The 16,250-nt window shown below is 51.6% G+C and carries 31 protein-coding genes; 29 read left to right on the forward strand and 2 right to left on the reverse strand.

All coding sequences use genetic code 11. The annotated features are described in order from the left end of the window. The first annotated feature begins 1 nt into the window (after position 1). From O3681_RS07980 to O3681_RS08060, 17 genes are all read left to right on the forward strand, one after another. Positions 2-229: a hypothetical protein gene (locus tag O3681_RS07980; RefSeq protein WP_371459678.1), complete on the forward strand. Its 228-nt coding sequence runs from the start codon at positions 2-4 to the stop codon at positions 227-229. 14 nt (positions 230-243) lie between these two features. Next, the gene (locus tag O3681_RS07985) at positions 244-447 is read left to right on the forward strand and encodes a hypothetical protein (protein ID WP_285070083.1); all 204 of its coding nucleotides are present in this window, start codon (positions 244-246) and stop codon (positions 445-447) included. Positions 448-464: 17 nt separating this feature from the next. Further along, positions 465-986, forward strand: coding sequence for a host-nuclease inhibitor Gam family protein (locus O3681_RS07990; RefSeq protein WP_003751187.1), 522 nt, complete (start codon positions 465-467; stop codon positions 984-986). Continuing rightward, on the forward strand, positions 986-1,231 hold the full coding sequence (locus O3681_RS07995) for a hypothetical protein (protein ID WP_049336424.1): 246 nt from the start codon (positions 986-988) through the stop codon (positions 1,229-1,231). Before O3681_RS07990 ends, O3681_RS07995 begins: the two co-directional genes overlap by 1 nt. Positions 1,232-1,392: 161 nt before the next feature. Continuing rightward, positions 1,393-1,791 (forward strand): gp16 family protein, encoded by a 399-nt coding sequence (locus O3681_RS08000; RefSeq protein ID WP_371459679.1) that lies wholly within the window; start codon positions 1,393-1,395, stop codon positions 1,789-1,791. Positions 1,792-1,904: 113 nt separating this feature from the next. Further along, positions 1,905-2,273, forward strand: coding sequence for a Mor transcription activator family protein (locus O3681_RS08005; protein WP_371459680.1), 369 nt, complete (start codon positions 1,905-1,907; stop codon positions 2,271-2,273). Between the two features lie 161 nt (positions 2,274-2,434). Next, positions 2,435-2,980 carry an N-acetylmuramoyl-L-alanine amidase gene (locus O3681_RS08010; RefSeq protein ID WP_049360271.1) on the forward strand — a complete coding sequence of 182 codons (546 nt, stop codon included), beginning with the start codon at positions 2,435-2,437 and terminating at the stop codon, positions 2,978-2,980. Then, positions 2,977-3,150, forward strand: a complete 174-nt coding sequence (locus O3681_RS08015; RefSeq protein ID WP_371459681.1) for a hypothetical protein — start codon at positions 2,977-2,979, stop codon at positions 3,148-3,150. Before O3681_RS08010 ends, O3681_RS08015 begins: the two co-directional genes overlap by 4 nt. A gap of 2 nt (positions 3,151-3,152) precedes the next feature. After that, entirely contained in the window at positions 3,153-3,317 is a 165-nt protein-coding gene (locus O3681_RS08020) for a hypothetical protein (RefSeq protein WP_371459682.1), read from the forward strand. A 2-nt stretch (positions 3,318-3,319) separates the two neighbouring features. Then, positions 3,320-3,556 carry a hypothetical protein gene (locus O3681_RS08025; protein ID WP_002219316.1) on the forward strand — a complete coding sequence of 79 codons (237 nt, stop codon included), beginning with the start codon at positions 3,320-3,322 and terminating at the stop codon, positions 3,554-3,556. Further along, entirely contained in the window at positions 3,528-3,947 is a 420-nt protein-coding gene (locus O3681_RS08030) for a hypothetical protein (protein WP_263339325.1), read from the forward strand. Before O3681_RS08025 ends, O3681_RS08030 begins: the two co-directional genes overlap by 29 nt. Then, entirely contained in the window at positions 3,844-4,161 is a 318-nt protein-coding gene (locus tag O3681_RS08035) for a hypothetical protein (RefSeq protein ID WP_371459683.1), read from the forward strand. Before O3681_RS08030 ends, O3681_RS08035 begins: the two co-directional genes overlap by 104 nt. After that, positions 4,158-4,487: a hypothetical protein gene (locus O3681_RS08040; protein WP_070630692.1), complete on the forward strand. Its 330-nt coding sequence runs from the start codon at positions 4,158-4,160 to the stop codon at positions 4,485-4,487. Before O3681_RS08035 ends, O3681_RS08040 begins: the two co-directional genes overlap by 4 nt. Before the next feature lie 11 nt (positions 4,488-4,498). Then, positions 4,499-4,762, forward strand: a complete 264-nt coding sequence (locus O3681_RS08045) for a hypothetical protein (protein WP_371459684.1) — start codon at positions 4,499-4,501, stop codon at positions 4,760-4,762. After that, entirely contained in the window at positions 4,759-4,956 is a 198-nt protein-coding gene (locus O3681_RS08050) for a hypothetical protein (protein WP_002219313.1), read from the forward strand. Before O3681_RS08045 ends, O3681_RS08050 begins: the two co-directional genes overlap by 4 nt. Positions 4,957-4,958: 2 nt before the next feature. Continuing rightward, positions 4,959-5,465 (forward strand): DUF1804 family protein, encoded by a 507-nt coding sequence (locus O3681_RS08055; protein ID WP_004520456.1) that lies wholly within the window; start codon positions 4,959-4,961, stop codon positions 5,463-5,465. Next, positions 5,458-5,715 (forward strand): hypothetical protein, encoded by a 258-nt coding sequence (locus O3681_RS08060; RefSeq protein WP_153068315.1) that lies wholly within the window; start codon positions 5,458-5,460, stop codon positions 5,713-5,715. Before O3681_RS08055 ends, O3681_RS08060 begins: the two co-directional genes overlap by 8 nt. Positions 5,716-5,750: 35 nt before the next feature. On the opposite strand, the gene O3681_RS08065 is transcribed toward O3681_RS08060, so the two are convergent. Next, positions 5,751-5,942, reverse strand: coding sequence for a hypothetical protein (locus O3681_RS08065; RefSeq protein WP_371459685.1), 192 nt, complete (start codon positions 5,940-5,942; stop codon positions 5,751-5,753). Beyond that, positions 5,939-6,454, reverse strand: a complete 516-nt coding sequence (locus O3681_RS08070) for a hypothetical protein (RefSeq protein ID WP_371459686.1) — start codon at positions 6,452-6,454, stop codon at positions 5,939-5,941. The genes O3681_RS08065 and O3681_RS08070 overlap by 4 nt, the downstream gene beginning before the upstream one ends. 14 nt (positions 6,455-6,468) lie before the next feature. Between O3681_RS08070 and terL the strand changes: the two genes are divergently transcribed. From terL to O3681_RS08130, 12 genes are all read left to right on the forward strand, one after another. Next, positions 6,469-8,079: a phage terminase large subunit gene (terL, locus tag O3681_RS08075; protein ID WP_371459687.1), complete on the forward strand. Its 1,611-nt coding sequence runs from the start codon at positions 6,469-6,471 to the stop codon at positions 8,077-8,079. Positions 8,080-8,081: 2 nt separating this feature from the next. Next, positions 8,082-8,279, forward strand: coding sequence for a hypothetical protein (locus O3681_RS08080; protein ID WP_063076052.1), 198 nt, complete (start codon positions 8,082-8,084; stop codon positions 8,277-8,279). Positions 8,280-8,329: 50 nt separating this feature from the next. After that, positions 8,330-9,775 carry a DUF935 family protein gene (locus O3681_RS08085; protein ID WP_063076051.1) on the forward strand — a complete coding sequence of 482 codons (1,446 nt, stop codon included), beginning with the start codon at positions 8,330-8,332 and terminating at the stop codon, positions 9,773-9,775. Then, positions 9,762-11,057 carry a phage minor head protein gene (locus O3681_RS08090; protein WP_063076050.1) on the forward strand — a complete coding sequence of 432 codons (1,296 nt, stop codon included), beginning with the start codon at positions 9,762-9,764 and terminating at the stop codon, positions 11,055-11,057. Before O3681_RS08085 ends, O3681_RS08090 begins: the two co-directional genes overlap by 14 nt. 3 nt (positions 11,058-11,060) lie before the next feature. Further along, the gene (locus tag O3681_RS08095) at positions 11,061-11,360 is read left to right on the forward strand and encodes a glycine cleavage system H protein (protein WP_371459688.1); all 300 of its coding nucleotides are present in this window, start codon (positions 11,061-11,063) and stop codon (positions 11,358-11,360) included. A 429-nt stretch (positions 11,361-11,789) separates the two neighbouring features. Next, the gene (locus O3681_RS08100) at positions 11,790-12,740 is read left to right on the forward strand and encodes a hypothetical protein (protein ID WP_371459689.1); all 951 of its coding nucleotides are present in this window, start codon (positions 11,790-11,792) and stop codon (positions 12,738-12,740) included. After that, on the forward strand, positions 12,733-13,095 hold the full coding sequence (locus O3681_RS08105; RefSeq protein WP_371459690.1) for an oxaloacetate decarboxylase alpha chain: 363 nt from the start codon (positions 12,733-12,735) through the stop codon (positions 13,093-13,095). Before O3681_RS08100 ends, O3681_RS08105 begins: the two co-directional genes overlap by 8 nt. A gap of 15 nt (positions 13,096-13,110) precedes the next feature. Further along, entirely contained in the window at positions 13,111-14,100 is a 990-nt protein-coding gene (locus tag O3681_RS08110; protein ID WP_371459691.1) for a major capsid protein, read from the forward strand. A gap of 58 nt (positions 14,101-14,158) precedes the next feature. Then, complete coding sequence (locus tag O3681_RS08115; RefSeq protein ID WP_049323787.1) at positions 14,159-14,569, forward strand: phage protein Gp36 family protein; 411 nt, start codon at positions 14,159-14,161, stop codon at positions 14,567-14,569. A gap of 3 nt (positions 14,570-14,572) precedes the next feature. Further along, complete coding sequence (locus tag O3681_RS08120; RefSeq protein ID WP_371459692.1) at positions 14,573-15,004, forward strand: phage virion morphogenesis protein; 432 nt, start codon at positions 14,573-14,575, stop codon at positions 15,002-15,004. A gap of 1 nt (position 15,005) precedes the next feature. Next, positions 15,006-15,470 carry a hypothetical protein gene (locus tag O3681_RS08125; RefSeq protein ID WP_049335944.1) on the forward strand — a complete coding sequence of 155 codons (465 nt, stop codon included), beginning with the start codon at positions 15,006-15,008 and terminating at the stop codon, positions 15,468-15,470. 12 nt (positions 15,471-15,482) lie between these two features. After that, positions 15,483-16,241 carry a hypothetical protein gene (locus O3681_RS08130; protein ID WP_371459693.1) on the forward strand — a complete coding sequence of 253 codons (759 nt, stop codon included), beginning with the start codon at positions 15,483-15,485 and terminating at the stop codon, positions 16,239-16,241. Positions 16,242-16,250 lie beyond the last annotated feature (9 nt).

The following is a 16,250-nucleotide window of genomic DNA, read 5'->3' on the forward strand; positions in this document are numbered from 1 at the left end:
AATGAAAGTGTATGTTTTTAAAATTAGTAATGAAAACGGTAAGTTAAAGATAGAACTCCCCGAAATCCCAATGGGTAAGCAAATTGACGAAGTTGATTTGATTGCTGGGCTAACCACGGAATTTATTGCAAGTATGTTACGTGATGCCCAAAAAGATCGTCGCAAATTCGTAATCGACGCATCAAATCAATTGGCTGCAATCCAGGTATATCAAAAAATCTTCAATTAAGGAAGGAAGAGAAAATGGCTAAAGTCATTATTACCATTAAAGATAGTACCAAAAACTTATTTGATTTTGAAATCAAAGGATTGGAAGAGGAAAGTGGAAAAACTCCTGCAATCTTTGCCGGACATGCCGCCGCCGGCTATCTGAGGAAAAGGCAAACAGCCCTCCACGAGAATTTTTTAAGTCAAATTTTACGAGACTTATCAGATCAAGATTTTTAGAACGAAAGGAAAAGAAAATGGCTAAAACCCGAATCAAACAGCCCGCTATCGAAGCGGCACAAGACAAAGCGGAAGTTACTGCGTTTATCCGCAAAATCGGCGACTTGCAGCGCGAAGTCAAACGCCTGGAAACCGAGGCAGGAGACAAAAAAGCGGTCATCGAAGAAGAATATGCCGCCAAAGCCGCGCCGATGTGTGCCGAAATCATGAGCCTGACCGAACGTGTGGCCGCCTACTGCGAGGCACATAAGGACGAGCTGACGGAAAACGGTAAAACCAAAACCGTGGACTTTACTACCGGCCTGATTAAATGGCGCATCCGTCCGCCATCCGTCAAGGTAACGGGCGTGGCCGCCGTCTTGGCGTGGCTCTCGGAGAAATCCGCCTTTGCCGAGTTTGTCCGCACAAAAAAGGAAATCGACAAAGATGCCATCCTGAATCAAAAAGAGCGTTTTTCAGACGGCCAAGTGCCGGGAATTAAGATTGTGTCGGGGCTTGAGGATTTTGTGATTGAGCCTACGGAGCAGGAGTTGGTGTGATGGAAAACGGAAATTTAAATACTGATGAGCTGGAATTTTTAAGAATTGCCGCACGCGATTCCTTCTACATCCACGCTCAAGTTGAAAATGCCAACCGAAAATTGGAAACCGCTTTTCTCGTGTGGGGAAAAGTGAAAGAAGGAGAAAAAGAGGCTATGCGCGCCCGAAAAAAAGCCTTTATTTATTACTGCTTCGGGGTGGTTTGGTTTTTTCTTGCGTTGATTTTATTTTTCTTTGGCGTTTAAAGCTTGATTAAAGGCCGTCTGAAATGGGGTTTAAAACCTGTTTCAGACGGCTTTTTTATGTCTGTCAGTTTTGCAAAAAAAAACATCGACTTAATACTATATATTGTATTTTATTGGTATAATATGCGCTAATTTGTACTATATGTTGTATTGGAGAAATAATGCGCCGGGCGTTGATTGCAAAAATTAAAATCGCTCAAAAGGAGTTGGGCTTGGATGATGGTACCTATCGCGCAGTGTTGGAGCGCGTAACGGGCAAGCGGTCGTGTACCGAGTGCAGTATCCCCGAGCTGGAACGCGTAGTAGAGGATTTGCGCCAACATGGGTTTGCGCCGAAGAAAACGGCAGGCCGTCGCCCGAACCGCCGAAGCTCTGCCGATCCGATGATGCGCAAAATCGAAGCCCTGTTGCTGGATAACGGCTGGACTTGGAATTATGCGCACGGTACGGCGAAAAAGATGTTTAAGGTTGACCGTGTGGAATGGTTGTCCGACGGCAATATGCACAAGTTGGTGGCGGCGTTGCAGATTGCGGCGAACCGGAAGAAGAAGGAGGAATAGGAATGAGTGTAAGTTGGGAGATGACAGAGCAGGACTTTGAGGATGTGAAACATCTTCTGCCGCAGAGCGTGGTGGCGATGATTACGGTCATTGGGCTGGAGGCGGCGTTTCACATGGTTAAGGTTTGGGGCGGGACGAATTACCCGATTTCCAACCGTCGCCGCAATACGCGTCAGAGCCGAATTTTACACGCGCAACTGGTCGAGGACATTGGCGAGGAGGCGGCGGGACGATTGGAGCGAGCCTATGCCGGTCAGCCTTTCTTGGCTATTCCACGCTGCTGGGACGCAATGCGTGAGCTGCGCAACCGATTTATACGTCGGCAGTATGATGAGATGAGCGCGGAGGGTATGAGCGATTTGGTTATTGTGCGCGAGCTGGTATTGGCTCATCGGCTGTCTACGCGCAATATCCGATACATTTTGAAAGAGGCCGACCGTGAGGCGGCGGCAAGAGCGCAGACGGATTTATTTGCAGCTTGATTGTGTTGTGTGTTTCTTGTGAGTGGACCTTTGCCCTGCTTTTTGCAGGGCTTTTTTTGTCTGCGGAACAGTAAGTGCATTTGTGCCGACCGTCTTATGCCGTCTGAAAAGGTTAAATAAGGTTTTGAAAATAAATTGTGATTTGATTTTCGGAGATGTTTATGGGCAAAACTGTAACTTTAACCGCCGGACACAGCAACACCGACCCGGGCGCGGTCAACGGAAGCGACCGTGAGGCGGACTTGGCGCAGGATATGCGCAACATCGTGGCATCTATCTTGCGCGATGACTACGGCTTGACCGTTAAAACCGACGGCACGGGCAAAGGCAATATGCCGCTGCGCGATGCGGTCAAGCTGATTCGCGGCTCAGATGTGGCGATTGAGTTCCACACCAATGCTGCGGCCGCGAAAACGGCCACTGGCATTGAGGCTTTGAGTACGCCGAAAAACAAACGCTGGTGTCAGGTGTTGAGCAAAGCTGTTGCCAAGAAAACCGGCTGGAAACTGCGCGGCGAAGACGGCTTTAAACCCGACAATGCGGGCCAGCATTCGCGCCTGGCTTATGCACAAGCCGGCGGCATTGTGTTTGAGCCGTTTTTTATCAGTAACGACACTGATTTGGCCTTGTTTAAGACTACTAAATGGGGCATCTGCCGCGCGATTGCGGACGCGATTGCGATGGAATTGGGAGCGGCGAAGGTATGAAAAAGTCTTTGATTGCTTTGGCTCTGTCTGTCTTGAAACCGCAGCTGCCTGAATTTGAGATTAAGCCTGCCAGTATTGGCTATTTGAAACAACATCCGTCTATGCGCTTGGGTAAGTCGGGTGTGGCGGCTACGAAACGTGCGGCGCGTAAACGCAAGAATCGTCGTTAATCATGGGACAGGTTGAGTTTTACGAAAAGATGATTGAGCTGTGGTCGGCCAAAAGCCGCGAGGCAAGCGAACAGGCAAACTTGGCTGCGTTCGAATTTGCGGAGGGCGAACTGGCCAATTATCAGGAAATGCTGAAACGGCACCTGCAAACCAAAAGTGTGGAATAGCAATGCGTATTTTGGATATTTTTAAAAACCCGGCGACAGGCAATGTGTCGCACTCGAAACTGTGGGCAAACGTTGCCTGCGCGGCGGGGACGTTTAAGTTTGTGATGTTGCCCGACCCGTCGGCGGAGATTTGGGCGGTGTATTTGGGCATTGTGGGCGGCTATGCGGTGGCGCGCTCGTTTGTCAGCGTGAAACGTCAGGAGGTCGAGAATGAATCTCGTGAAACTGCTGGCGAATAACTGGCAACCGATTGCCATCATCGCGCTTGTCGGCACGGGCTTGGCGGTGTCGCACCATCAAGGCTACAAGTCGGCATTTGCGAAGCAGCAAGCGGTCATTGAGAAAATGGAGCGCGACAAGGCGCAAGCCCTGCTGTTGTCGGCTCAAAACTATGCGCGCGAATTGGAACAGTCGCGTGCGGAAGCTAAAAAATATGAAGTCAAAGCACACGCCGTCGGTATGGCTTTGGCGAAAAAACAGGCGGAAGTCAGCCGTCTGAAAACGGAAAATAAAAAGGAAATCGAAAATGTCCTTACTCAAGACCGTAAAAATGCAAGCGGTAATTGTATTGACGGCTTTGGCCATCACGGCCTGCAGCTCTACAACCGCGCCCTCGGCTACGGAAATTAAGGTTGTCGAAAAGGCGGTCATGCCGATGCCGCCTGCCGCATTGATGGTCGCGCCGGTACGCCCGAATCCGCCGAAAGACGGCAAGACGGCCACGCTGTTGGAACATGCCGTCGAGTTTGGCGGCTATGTTTCAGAGCTGGAAAACCAAAACGCAGCGTGGCGCGACTGGGTCAACAGTCAAGCGGAAGTTGACGGTTCGGAGGGCGCGCGATGACGACTTATCGTGAGTTGGTACAACGAACAGTCGCCTGCCGCCATGCGGACTTGGAATTGGGCTTAAGCCGCGCACGCGAACAAGAGCCGTTTGTCATTCATGTTTCCGACCTATTGGATAAGGCGGGCATTGAGTACGCAGTGCGTATGGATAAGGATTTTCAGACGACCTTTTGTGTGGAGTTTTCCGCGACCGCCCCTGCTGATGTGATTGGTATTTTGCGAAAGTATTATTCGGTCTTTTTTGACGGCCAAAAGGTCGAGGCGGCTAGTCGTCATCCCGAAGGCTATGCAGTGCGTATCGTATTTGGCGATGTGCCGGTTTAAAGGGGTTTTAAATGGACTTTGAATTTGGTTTTAAAACTCTGTGGCCGATTGCGACAGCGGCGTTTTGGTTTTGGGTCAACGGTATTTCAGGCCGTCTGAAAGAGGCGGACAAGCGTATTGACGACCTTAAAGAGGAGCTGCACGCGGTCAAGCTCTCTTATCACACCAAGCAAGATGCCCAAGCCGACCGAAAAAATATCGCGGCGTCTTTGGAGCGCATCGAAGACAAACTTGAAAAAATGAATGAAAAATTAGACAGGAAAGCGGACAAATGAGCGACCCGATTTTAGAAGCCTTGGCGCGTATTGAAAACAAGACTGATCAAACTCTGAAAAATCAGAAGGAAATGCAGGCGGAAATTGCACAAATCCGCCAAGACACGAAACGCACGGCCATTACATTCGGCGCACTGGGCGGCGGTGTGATTACGGTCGGCTGGGAATTGCTTAAAGCGAAAATGGGACTGTAATTATGGCTCACCCGCAAGAAATCCGTGAAAAGTTACGCCGGCTCTATGTGAGCGGCGAGCAAACTTTGGAAACGGCGGCCTTAATGTGCGAAATCCCGCAGGCCACTGCGCGTGCGTGGAAACGTGCGGATAAGGAAAAAGGCGACGACTGGGATAAGATGCGCGCTGCCTACACTTTGGCCGGCGGCGGTATTGAGGACTTGAGCCGTGCGATGTTGGCCGGTTTTATGGTGCAGTACAACAGCACGATGACGATGCTGCAGGATTCGAGTACCGAAGATTTGCCGCCATCGGACCGCGCCAAGCTGTTGGCCAGCCTGGCCGATGCGTTTACGAAAACCGTATCAGCCAATGCCCGTGTGATGCCGGAAACGTCAAAACTGGCGACGGCTTTGGAATTGATTGAGTTCTTGATGGCGTTTGTGCAAGAAAAACACCCCAAACATTTGCCTGCCTTTGTGGAGGTATTGGAGCCGTTTGGGGCGGAAGTGGAGAAGAAGTTTGGATAAGTTGAAAGTCGAATACACACATAAGGGCTGGTTTTTATTCTGCCCGATTTGGATTGCCGATTGGGAAAGTGAAACTCCTGCAGTCGCACCGCGCTATAAGCTGGAGCCGTTGTTTTGGCTGGCCGACCAGTTTTTTTACTTTATGTCCGCCATGCATGAAATGAAAACGGGAGAGCCACTTCCTTTTTGTTTCAAGGTTTATCCCAAACCGCTAAAAAAACCTGTCGTTCACTATTACAAGGCCGTCTGAAAAAAAGGTCGGAGTATCAAACCCGACCCTTTGTATTAAACCGACAATGCTGTAAACGTGCCGTCTTCTCGTCTGTGTGCCATGCCAAGAGCAACCTGAAGATTTAAGTGTTCGGTCAATTTAGGCAATGTAATGCTGAAGCCTTGCTCTTCCAATAGATCTTTTATTTCTGATGGTGTGTATCGGCCGTTTTCGAGGATTTTTGCAAGTGAGTAATCGATATTCATATTGTATTTCCTTGTAAACTTTGCAGCAGATTGATAATTTGAGGAGATGTAACAGCGTCGATGGCTTTCTCGGTAAGTTTCGCCAATGCTACATCTCCCATTTTGCTTAAGATAACCTTTAGCTTGCTTTTTTCTTCCGGAGGGATATCTGCTTGGTCAATTTTTGTATTGAGCAAAGCTTGAATAGTGTCACTGTGTAGTTTGACTGTGACAACCCCAAGAATAGCAGAAAGGCCGCCATCATCCATAAGGAAGTCTATGCCTTTGGCCGTGATTTTAACAGTAGCGGTTATGAGAGTCTCATTGTCGAAGACAACCAAGCCATGTTCGGCTAAATATTGCAGATTTGCGGATTGTTTTAATACAAACGAAGCATCTTCTTCTGCTTCTATAACACCACTAGTTTGGGCGATAGCGGCATTTATATAGTAGTCATAAGTAATACTGTCTGGATAAACCTTATAAAGCTCTGACAAAAATTCGTGTTGCAGGTTTCTGTCTAACCAATCCATTTTGAGCGCTCCATATGAAAAATAAAGAATTCCTCAAATCCCTTGCCGAACTGGCCGCCAGCCTGCGCCAAGTCATCGAAGCGGAAGTGGACGGCTTCGATGCATCGCCAAAGGCTATTGCTGCACGCCGTGCCAAGGTGTTTGACCCGGTAGGCGGTTACGAATATTTCGTGAATACCTACTTCCCCCATTATATCCGCTCGCCTGAGAAATCCGAACTGCATGCGTTTTTATTCAGCCGTCTGCCGGAGATTATCCGCTCCCCCAAAGGGGAAAATGAGGCGGTAGGTGCGCCGCGTGGCGAGGGTAAATCGACGCAGGTTACTCAGTTGTTTACGCTGTGGTGTATTGTGACAGGCCAAAAACATTATGCGGTCATCGTAATGGACAGTATCGACCAAGCGTATCCGATGCTGGAGGCCATTAAGGCAGAACTTGAGTTTAATCCACGCTTGAAAACCGACTTTCCGGAAGTATGCGGGCAAGGCCGTGTATGGCAGGCCGGTACGATTGTGACGGCCAATGACGTTAAAGTCCAAGTGGCCGGTAGCGGTAAAAAGCTGCGCGGTTTGCGTCACGGCCCTTACCGTCCTGACTTAACTGTTTTGGACGATATTGAGAATGACGAACAAGTCCGCAACCCGGAACAGCGCGACAAGCTCAATGCGTGGCTGACTAAGACTGTATTGCCTTTGGGCGGTGTCGGTCAGAAATACGATGTGATTTATATCGGCACGATTTTACATTACGACAGCGTACTTAACCGCACTTTGAATAACCCGTTTTGGCACGGTATTAAGTTTAAGGCGATGAAACGCTGGCCCGACCGCATGGATTTGTGGGACAGATGGGAGGAACTTTTCCGCAACGACGGCGAGACGGTGGCCGAGGCGTTTTATCTCGCCAACAAAGACGAGATGGAGCGCGGCGCACAAACAAGCTGGGCGGCTCGCGGCGTACTCGCGCTGATGAAAATCCGCGCCCGCGACGGCCATGCGACATTTGACAGTGAGTACCAAAACGACCCGGTCAGCGGCGAAGATGCGCCGTTTGCCGAAAACATCAAATACTGGTCGGAATTGCCGGACGATTTGGTGTACTACGGCGCGCTCGACCCGTCATTGGGTAAAGCGGGCGCGGGGCGTGACCCGTCGGCGATTTTGGTCGGCGGTTATCAGAAATCAACAGGCCGTCTGTTTGTAACCGTTGCCCAAGTCAAAAAACGCCTGCCCGATTTGATTATCGAGGACGTGATCCGCATCCAAAAAGAGGCGCGGGTCAAGCCGGTATTGTGGGTGGTTGAGACGGTGCAATTTCAAGAGTTTCTCAAGGACGAGCTGATTAAGCGTGGGGCGCGGTCGGGTGTGCATATTCCGGTGCGCGGTATCAAGCCGTCATCGGACAAGATGTTGCGGATTGAGACCTTACAGCCACATATGGCAAACGGGCTGATTTTGCTCAACCCCGACCAAAAGACGCTGATTAGCCAGTTGCGTCACTTCCCGAAAGCCGACCACGACGATGGCCCCGATGCGTTGCATATGCTGTGGATGGCGGCAACGACGGGCAATGTATCAAACAGAGCGCGGGCGATTGATTTGCCTGTGCCGATGTTGGAGATTTAACAATGTGTGATGGAAAACGTATAACCGCTCGTGAAAAAGAGCTGACAGAGGATGTTGAGTACCTCGAGCGTGGTTTGGATAAAGCGATTGCACATCTGCAAGAGGTTGTCTCCTGCTATAAGGCTGGGCGGCTATTAAATCTACATTTTATTGTCGCTGGAATTGAAGGTTTTTTGGCGGCCCGTGGCGAAGAGTATTGATTTTAAGGTCGTCTGAAAACGGTTTCAGACGACCTTTGGAGTAGAAAATTATGTTCGGATTGATTAAAAGCGCAACGCGAAAAACCGCCATCAAGACATTGACGAGCGCGACCGAAGATGCGCTGGAAAGCCTGTTTTCCAATATGGAGGGCACGGACGCGCTGCTTTCGCGTCTCGGCGTGGACAGGCAGCAGGCATTGGACGCGGTGGTAAGCGATGACGAGGTGGCTGCCTGTTTGGAGGATTTGCATTCCGCCATGCAGAACAAGGCGTGGCGCATTTATGGCGAGGACTTGAATGACGATGACAAAGACCGCTTGTGGAAAACGCTGAAACGCCATCTGCCCGCACTTGCCGAAATCGTGTTGACGGCGCGTTTGGGCGGCTATGGTGTCGGTCGGTACGTTTATCAGCCCGAACCCGACGGCTTTTTGACGATTAAGCATATCAGCAACAAAAGCGGCGAATTGGCGAAATACGTTCCCTACCGCGACGGCTCGCTGGTGTATCGCGGCAGCGGCGGTGAGGAAGCCTGCAATACGGACGTGCTGTATCTCTTTATTACCCACCGCGCCACTTCAACCAATCCTGCGGGCGAAATGGCGGCGGCGCGGCTGTATGCGCCGGTTGCATTGCGTAAAAAAGGCTTTGTTTATGCCGCACAATTTATTACGCGCTACGCCCAGCCTTATCTGATCGCTAAAATCCAAGCCAACAGCAACGACGACCACGACAGCTTCATGAGCCGATTTTACCGCTTTGTTTCCGGCGGCGCGTTGAGTATCGAACGCGAAGACGATGTGATGATGCTGCAAAACAGCGCGGATGGTCAGGCATTCCGCCGACTGGAAAACCTTGCCAATGCGCGTATCCAAAAAACGCTGTTAGGCAAAGTCAAAACCAGCGACCTTGAGACCGCCAGCCGCGCCAGTCAGGAAACCGAAGAAAACAACCGCGACGAGCGCATCGGCGCGTATCTCGCTCTGCTCTCCCGCGCTGCACAGCACTTTATCGACGCGCTTGTGATGGTCAACAATGCCTACGGCAAGCCGATTAATGCGCCCAAAGGCGTATGGTTTGAGTTTGAAGACGAAATCAAGGTTGATAAAACCCGAGCCGAACGCGACAAGATGTATATGGATACGGGGCAGCTCGTGTTGACCGAAACCTACTACCGCGACATCTTGGGCTTTGAGCCGGAACATTTCGAGCTGCGCGACCCGAAAGCGTTGTCTGAAAACCCTGCGCCCGCCAAATTCAGCCTGCGCCTGTCTGACGGCCTTGCCCGCAATGCGCCTGATACGGCGGAGCAGGCAATCGCCCGACCGAAGATGGAGGCAGTGTTGGGTTTGCTGGAAAGCTGCAAAGACTACGCTGAATTTGAGGCGAAACTGTCCAAGCTTGATTTGAGCAAGGGCGACAATCTCTTGATCCAGCGTTTGGTTTCAGAAGGCCTTTCGGCTTGGGCTGACGGAGCAGGCGATGGACGGGATTGAATACAGCTTCGCCGGCTTAGTCGATAAAGCCGCTTTCGAGCATTTCAAGGCTAAGAAAATCCTGCCCGGATTCAGTCATTACGATGTTTGGTTGTATCAACACAGCCTTGCCTTTACCGTCGCCAAGATGATGGACGCGGATATGCTTGCCGAAGTCAAAGACGCCATTGAATCTGCGCAGCAGAACGGCACGGCGTTTGCCGATTTTAAAAAGCGTTTAAAACCGTATTTGATGGCTAAAGGCTGGTGGGGCGAGCAAGTGATGACCGACCCGCTGGACGGCGAGCCGAAATTGGTACAGCTCGGCAGTACGCGCCGTCTGAAAACCATTTTCAATACCAATATGCAAACCGCCTTTGCGGCGGGGCAATGGCAGCGGATACAGGCAAACAAAAAAGCCCTGCCGTATTTGCGCTACAACCATTCCGCCGCCGGGCATCCGCGCGACAGCCATAAACGCTACTACGGCTTAGTCCTGCCGGTTGACCACGACATTTGGAAAGTCATCTTTCCGCCCAACGGCTACGGCTGCAAATGCTCGGTTTCCGCGCTGACTCGTCGGCAGGCAGAGCGCGAGGGCATCAGCGGCGAGCCTGATGTAGATATGGTCGAGTTTACCAATCCGCGCACGGGGGAAACGGTATTGATTCCCGACGACATCACGCCGAGCTTCGCGCACAACCACGGCGACCGGCTGGGCGCAATGGACGCGCTGTTTGGCGAGCGAAACGGCGAAGAAGCCCTGGCCGCCATGATTGCCGAGCGCGAGGCGTGGTTGGACAAGCGGTATAGCGTGCCGTCTGATAAAGTGGCGGTGTTGGCTTTGTCGGACAAGGTGTCGGAAAAAGAAGTGCGCAGGTTGACAAAAGAGCAGTCTGCCAACAATACCAAAAACCACGAAGCGAGAGCTGCGGCAGCGTGGCAGGCTGAAACGGGGGATAGGCTGGAGGTGTTTGATTTGCCCGTAGAGAAAGGTAAGGGTCAAGCCGATTATCTGATTGTTTCAGACGACCTGCCCCGTGAAGAATGGGTAAAACTGGATTTTATGTTTACCGAAAATCCCGAACGTGCGGAATTGATGAACCGTTATTTTGCGCACACCGCCGACGCATGGAAAGGGAAGGTTGACAATATTCAAGAGCATTTCAACAAAGCCGATATTGTCCCGCTTGATTTGCGCCATCTGAATGCGGTAAACCGGCATAAATTGTTGCAGTATGTGTTATCATTGCCGAAAGAACAGCGGGATAAAGTCCGCTTATTGGTAAAAATATCGGAGTAAGTCATGCCGTCTGAACTGTATGTCAGCCGCGAAGTAAAAGTATTTTTAGGCGGGAAAACCGCCCCGTCCGAATTGTTGGACTATCTGTACCCGCGTCTTGCTGAAATTGACAAGGAGTCAGCCGAGCAAATGCAGGGCGAGTTTTCGGGCTGCGTATTTTCGATTGCGGATTTGTCCGCTGCGGCATTTTCCCGTGTATGCGGATGGATACTTGAGGCTGCTGAAAAGTCCGAGTGGATTAAGCCGTACAAGTCCGATTTAAAAACCGCCCTGGAAGCCGATCCGAGATTTAAACCTGTATAACCCGAAGGCCGTCTGAAACCGATTCAGACGGCCTTTTTCATAAACGCTCAAATTCCACGTTTTAACGCGTTTATCGGTCAGGATAGGAAAAGATATGTCCGAGAGTTTAAATGCAATCTGACGCAGCCCTAAAAGCCCCCTGAAAACGTTTTTTTAAACCGCTGCCGTCTGCATTTTTGGATATGCCCCAAATTTGCGATTTTAGGCGGGTCGGATGCCGAAGATAGGCAAACCCCCGTCAGAATCTCGAAAATCAATCTAACGCGATTCTAAAGCGGTTTTAAAGTGGGTATTTTCATATTTTACGCATGAGGATTTTCAAAGGCCGTCTGAAACCTGATATTCGGGTTTTAGGCGGCTTTTGCATTTGGATTGGGAAGTGAAATCCTGCCGTCCGTCTTTTTGAACTTGGCAAGGCAAAATGGAGCAATGGATACGAACAACACCCCCCTCAAAATCAAATTGTCCGCCGCTCTGCCGGTTGCCCTGGCGACCGGTGCCGACAAGGTGCGTACTTTTAAAGGCGTTGCCAATTCGGGCAAGCCCTTCGGCTACGGCAGTTATCAGACAGTCGTCGATTTAGCCCAGCTGTCGCACAAAGCGTCCGTCCCCGTCCTGTTGGAGCATTCCCCCGTCAAGATGGCGGGCGTGTGCAGCCTGTCGGTAACGGCGGACGGCCTGATTGCGGAAGGTAGTCTGTTGTCCAACGAGTTTGGCACGCAGATCGCCGAAGCAGCCGACCAAGGTTTCCCTTGGGAAATGTCGGTTTACGCGCAGGCGGAATCCTACGAGGAGCTGGCGGCGGGCGCAGTATTGTCCGTCAACGGCAACGAAGTAACCGGGCCGGCCGTCATCCTGCGCCGTTGTGCGATACGCGAGGTGTCGTTTACCGCCGTCGGTGTAGATGGCGAGACGGAGGCGGTGGTGTTGTCGGACGGCAGTCCCTTGCCGGATATTTTTAAACAACCTTTGGAGTTATCTATGACACCCGAAGAAAAGAAAGCGTTTGACGACCTGAAAGCGGAAGTCGATACGCTCAAGGCTGAAAAAGCCGAAGCCGAGAAAAAGCTGAAAGAAGCCGAAGCGGCTGCCAAGAAAAACCAAGTCAAGGCGAAATTGTCCGCCGCCGGCTTTAAGGAAGGCGAAAACGGCAAGTTTGAAGGCTTGTCCGACGCAACCATGACCGTGCTTTTGTCTGCCGACATTGAAGCGGCAGAAGCCATGATTGCCGATCTGAAGCCGAAAGCCACCCAGTCTGCCGTACCACCCGCACTGTTGAGCGAAGGCGCAGGCAAATGCGAATCCGAACACACCGGCGAGGCGGAGGGCAAATTCTCCGTCGCCAGCCACAAAGGCTTATTGGGAGGCGCTTATGTCTAAAGTGAAAACAGAAATCCTCGGCCCTGCTATTTCCGACTTTTTGAAATACGAAGCGACGCCGTTGACGCGTGTGGCGATTGCTGCTTCGCAAGGCACAAAAGCCGGTACATTTGTTAATTGGAATTTCCGCGGCAGTCTCAAGCTGCTAGCGTTGACAGATGAAGCCGACGGTAAAGTCATCGTACAGCCGTACAATTGCATCATTAATCTGGATCAATGCTCAGACAGTGTAATTCGCGCCGGCGCATCAAAATCGTCAAGTGATGTGATGGAGCAGCTGAATAAAGACGGCGATCCATACGGCATCGTTTATTTTGTTAACCGTAAAGTCAACTCGCGTGACGACGACCTGTAACCACAAGGAAAAAACATGCCTTTATCTGACAACAGCAAATTCGGCGTACAGGCTTTGACCACCGCCGTCAACAAAATCGACCCGGGCGCAAGCCAAATCCGCGAACTGGGTATTTTCGAACCCGAATATCTGACCACCACTTATGCCGACATTGAGTTCCAAGACGGCAAAGTCCACTTGGTAGCCAGCAAAGAGCGCGGTACGGCCGGCCAGGCGGTCGAAAGTCCGAAACGCACCGTGCGTACCGTCAAAATCCCACACCTGCCGATTCATGACGTCATCCGCGCGGACGACGTACAAAACCTGCGTGCTTTCGGCACAACCCAAGCCGCGACCGTCATGGACAAGGTCAACGAAAAGCTGGCCGGCGGCAAATCCGACCTTGAATACACCCGTGAGCACCTGATGCTCGGCGCGTTGCAAGGCAAGATTTTGGATGCGGACGGCAGCGTGATTTTGGACATCAATACCGATTTCAAAGTGCAGCGCAAAACACAAAACATCGAATTGTCGAAAGACACGACCAAAGTCGGCGCGGTATTGGACAAGCTCTTGTCCGAACAACGCCAAAAATTCAACGGTGCGCAAGTGCGCGGCTGGGTTGTCTATTGCGGCATGGAGTTTTTGAGTGCGCTCAAAGAGCATAAGTCTATCTTCGAAGTGTACAAACGCTTTGACGAAGCACGCGCCTACCGCGAAGGCGATACGCTCAATCCGACCGAGTTTGTCCACAAAGGCATCCGCTTTATCGAGTATGCCAACCATTTCGGCAGCGACGCCGACATCGGTGCGGACAAAGCCATTCTGCTGCCGGTCGGCCGCAATCTCTACAAAGAGTATTTCGCACCTGCCGACATGAACGCGACCGTCAACACCCGCGCCCTGCCGTATTACGCCAGCCGCGAGAAATTTCAGCACGACAAAGGCTGGAGCCTGCATATGCAGTCCAATCCATTGCCGATTGCGCTGCGCCCCGAGTTGTTGGCAACGCTGACCATGTCTTAAACGGATTTCAGACGGCCTTTAAGGAAGTTTTAAAGGTCGTCTGAAAACGGAGGACGGCATGATTACCATCCAAGACATGATTACGCGTTTCGGCGAGCAGGAAATGGCGGAACGGTCGAATCATGAGAACTACGAAACCATAGACGAAGCGGTGATGGCGGCGGCAATTGCCGATGCGGAAGAAGAAGCGGCAAGCTACCTTCGGGCGGCGAAACTGTTTTTTACCAACGACACCGCGCCGCAGGTTTTGAAAATCAAAGTCTGCGACATCGCCCGCTACTACCTCTACGACGATGCGGTAACAGGTATTGTCGAAGAACGTTATCAGTCGGCAATCGCTTGGCTGAAGATGGTCGTTAAAAATCCGAATATGCTGGACGAAAGCCGCGTATCGGATGACCGCAGACCATCAACGTGTGCCGTTTATGTGAATGCCGAACCCGATTTGCGGGAATGGCTGAAGGAGTAGGCAATGCGGATTACGGTATCGCACGACTTGTCGCGTATCGCCCAAAGCCTGAACCGCCTGTCGGGCAGGTTGAACGGCAGCCTTGAGGAGCCTTTACGCGCTATCGGCGGCATCCTCGAATCTTCGACTCGCCGCCGTATCGCCGAAACCAAAACCGCGCCTGACGGCAAACGCTGGCAGGATGTCAGCCCCGCTACGGCAGAAGCCAAAAACGGACGCGGCGGGATTTTGGTAGACCACGGCAACCTCTTGGCAAGCATTACGCACGAGGCATCGGCAAACAGCGTGATTACCGGCTCGGTAATGGGCTACTCGGTTTATGCGCAGGAAGGCACGAAAACCATGCCGGCGCGTCCGTTTTTGGGCTTGTCTTCGCAAGATTATCAGGACATTGACGATTTAATGTCCGATTGGCTGGAAGGATTGATTGTCTGATATGGCTTTGAAACAGCATGAAAACTTATTGGCGGTCTATCCTGAAATCCTAGGTCGTCTGAAAACCGTCAAAGGCATTAAGGCGGTCAAGGAGATCGGCGAACTTGCCGAGCTGCTCGCCCAAGGCGCGGTGAAACGCAAAGCCGCCCCGCTGGACGGCGCGGTCTATGTCGTTTACGGCGGCTCGACCTTTGCCGACGAAGCGAAAAACGGCAAATTCCTCAAATCGACGCTGCACTTTACCTTTGTTTTGGCGCGAAGCTATACCGCCAACGGCAAATCCACGCTGTACGAGGTCGGCGAGACCTTGACGGCAATCCAACGGGCGTTTTCAGGCTGGGACGCGGGCGACGAATATGCCGTTACCCCTTTCCGCCGCATCGCCTCGCCATCCATAGAATACAACGATGGCTTTGCTTTTTACCCCATTTCATTCGCCTGCGATACCGTGCAGGCGGCAAACTAAAGGAGCTGCCACATGGCAAAACAAAACGACCACGGCTTAATCTTTGAGGGCGACGTCAAGGTACGCAACCTCAATCAAAAAGGCTCAGGCTTTATCGACATCGGCAACACCACCGCCCTGACCACGCAGACCAGCGTGGAAACCAAAGAGCGCGTGTCCAAGCAAAAAGGCACTTATGGCAGCGCACTGGACAGCCTGAAAACCGTCAAGCCTACCGAAATCGGTCTGAAGCTCGATACTTTCGATAAAGACAATTTGGCATTGGCTTTGATGGGCGAAGCCGCCGTCATCGCGGCTACGGCGGAGACCGTTACCGGCGAGACCGTGACCATCGGCAAAAAAGGCATGGCGTACAAGCTGGCAAACGGCAACATCGACCCGGCTACCGTCAAAGTCAAAAACAAGTCAAACGCCAATGTTGATGCCAAGCATTTGGACATTAATGCCACCTTGGGCATGATTACCATCCTGCCGGTCGCAGATACCGTCAACGAAGGCGAAAACATCACCGTCGACTACAAAACCCGAGATTCCGGCGGCTATAAAGTCTCTGCCGCGACCTTGTCTAAATTGGACTTGGAAATCTACGTCGACGGCCGCAACCGCGTTACCGGCGAGACCGGCATCCTGCATATCCCCCATGCCGTACTGGCGGCGGACGGCAGTATCGACTGGTTCGGCGACGACTTTAATACGGCGGAATTCAAAGGCACGGCGGTGTTGGCTTCGGGCGAAACTTCGACCTATTCCTTCACGTCGTACAACAACTAAAGATTCGGT

The organism is Neisseria sp. 27098_8_158, from assembly GCF_041433145.1.
GTDB lineage: Bacteria > Pseudomonadota > Gammaproteobacteria > Burkholderiales > Neisseriaceae > Neisseria > Neisseria subflava_E.

Bases quoted from the DNA above. Each gene is read 5' to 3' on its own strand.
- O3681_RS07980 (WP_371459678.1), top strand. From the start codon at position 2: ATGAAAGTGTATGTTTTTAAAATTAGTAATGAAAACGGTAAGTTAAAG.
- O3681_RS07985 (WP_285070083.1), top strand. From the start codon at position 244: ATGGCTAAAGTCATTATTACCATTAAAGATAGTACCAAAAACTTATTT.
- O3681_RS07990 (WP_003751187.1), top strand. From the start codon at position 465: ATGGCTAAAACCCGAATCAAACAGCCCGCTATCGAAGCGGCACAAGAC.
- O3681_RS07995 (WP_049336424.1), top strand. From the start codon at position 986: ATGGAAAACGGAAATTTAAATACTGATGAGCTGGAATTTTTAAGAATT.
- O3681_RS08000 (WP_371459679.1), top strand. From the start codon at position 1,393: ATGCGCCGGGCGTTGATTGCAAAAATTAAAATCGCTCAAAAGGAGTTG.
- O3681_RS08005 (WP_371459680.1), top strand. From the start codon at position 1,905: ATGGTTAAGGTTTGGGGCGGGACGAATTACCCGATTTCCAACCGTCGC.
- O3681_RS08010 (WP_049360271.1), top strand. From the start codon at position 2,435: ATGGGCAAAACTGTAACTTTAACCGCCGGACACAGCAACACCGACCCG.
- O3681_RS08015 (WP_371459681.1), top strand. From the start codon at position 2,977: ATGAAAAAGTCTTTGATTGCTTTGGCTCTGTCTGTCTTGAAACCGCAG.
- O3681_RS08020 (WP_371459682.1), top strand. From the start codon at position 3,153: ATGGGACAGGTTGAGTTTTACGAAAAGATGATTGAGCTGTGGTCGGCC.
- O3681_RS08025 (WP_002219316.1), top strand. From the start codon at position 3,320: ATGCGTATTTTGGATATTTTTAAAAACCCGGCGACAGGCAATGTGTCG.
- O3681_RS08030 (WP_263339325.1), top strand. From the start codon at position 3,528: ATGAATCTCGTGAAACTGCTGGCGAATAACTGGCAACCGATTGCCATC.
- O3681_RS08035 (WP_371459683.1), top strand. From the start codon at position 3,844: ATGTCCTTACTCAAGACCGTAAAAATGCAAGCGGTAATTGTATTGACG.
- O3681_RS08040 (WP_070630692.1), top strand. From the start codon at position 4,158: ATGACGACTTATCGTGAGTTGGTACAACGAACAGTCGCCTGCCGCCAT.
- O3681_RS08045 (WP_371459684.1), top strand. From the start codon at position 4,499: ATGGACTTTGAATTTGGTTTTAAAACTCTGTGGCCGATTGCGACAGCG.
- O3681_RS08050 (WP_002219313.1), top strand. From the start codon at position 4,759: ATGAGCGACCCGATTTTAGAAGCCTTGGCGCGTATTGAAAACAAGACT.
- O3681_RS08055 (WP_004520456.1), top strand. From the start codon at position 4,959: ATGGCTCACCCGCAAGAAATCCGTGAAAAGTTACGCCGGCTCTATGTG.
- O3681_RS08065 (WP_371459685.1), bottom strand. From the start codon at position 5,942: ATGAATATCGATTACTCACTTGCAAAAATCCTCGAAAACGGCCGATAC.
- O3681_RS08070 (WP_371459686.1), bottom strand. From the start codon at position 6,454: ATGGATTGGTTAGACAGAAACCTGCAACACGAATTTTTGTCAGAGCTT.
- terL (WP_371459687.1), top strand. From the start codon at position 6,469: ATGAAAAATAAAGAATTCCTCAAATCCCTTGCCGAACTGGCCGCCAGC.
- O3681_RS08080 (WP_063076052.1), top strand. From the start codon at position 8,082: ATGTGTGATGGAAAACGTATAACCGCTCGTGAAAAAGAGCTGACAGAG.
- O3681_RS08085 (WP_063076051.1), top strand. From the start codon at position 8,330: ATGTTCGGATTGATTAAAAGCGCAACGCGAAAAACCGCCATCAAGACA.
- O3681_RS08090 (WP_063076050.1), top strand. From the start codon at position 9,762: ATGGACGGGATTGAATACAGCTTCGCCGGCTTAGTCGATAAAGCCGCT.
- O3681_RS08095 (WP_371459688.1), top strand. From the start codon at position 11,061: ATGCCGTCTGAACTGTATGTCAGCCGCGAAGTAAAAGTATTTTTAGGC.
- O3681_RS08100 (WP_371459689.1), top strand. From the start codon at position 11,790: ATGGATACGAACAACACCCCCCTCAAAATCAAATTGTCCGCCGCTCTG.
- O3681_RS08105 (WP_371459690.1), top strand. From the start codon at position 12,733: ATGTCTAAAGTGAAAACAGAAATCCTCGGCCCTGCTATTTCCGACTTT.
- O3681_RS08110 (WP_371459691.1), top strand. From the start codon at position 13,111: ATGCCTTTATCTGACAACAGCAAATTCGGCGTACAGGCTTTGACCACC.
- O3681_RS08115 (WP_049323787.1), top strand. From the start codon at position 14,159: ATGATTACCATCCAAGACATGATTACGCGTTTCGGCGAGCAGGAAATG.
- O3681_RS08120 (WP_371459692.1), top strand. From the start codon at position 14,573: ATGCGGATTACGGTATCGCACGACTTGTCGCGTATCGCCCAAAGCCTG.
- O3681_RS08125 (WP_049335944.1), top strand. From the start codon at position 15,006: ATGGCTTTGAAACAGCATGAAAACTTATTGGCGGTCTATCCTGAAATC.
- O3681_RS08130 (WP_371459693.1), top strand. From the start codon at position 15,483: ATGGCAAAACAAAACGACCACGGCTTAATCTTTGAGGGCGACGTCAAG.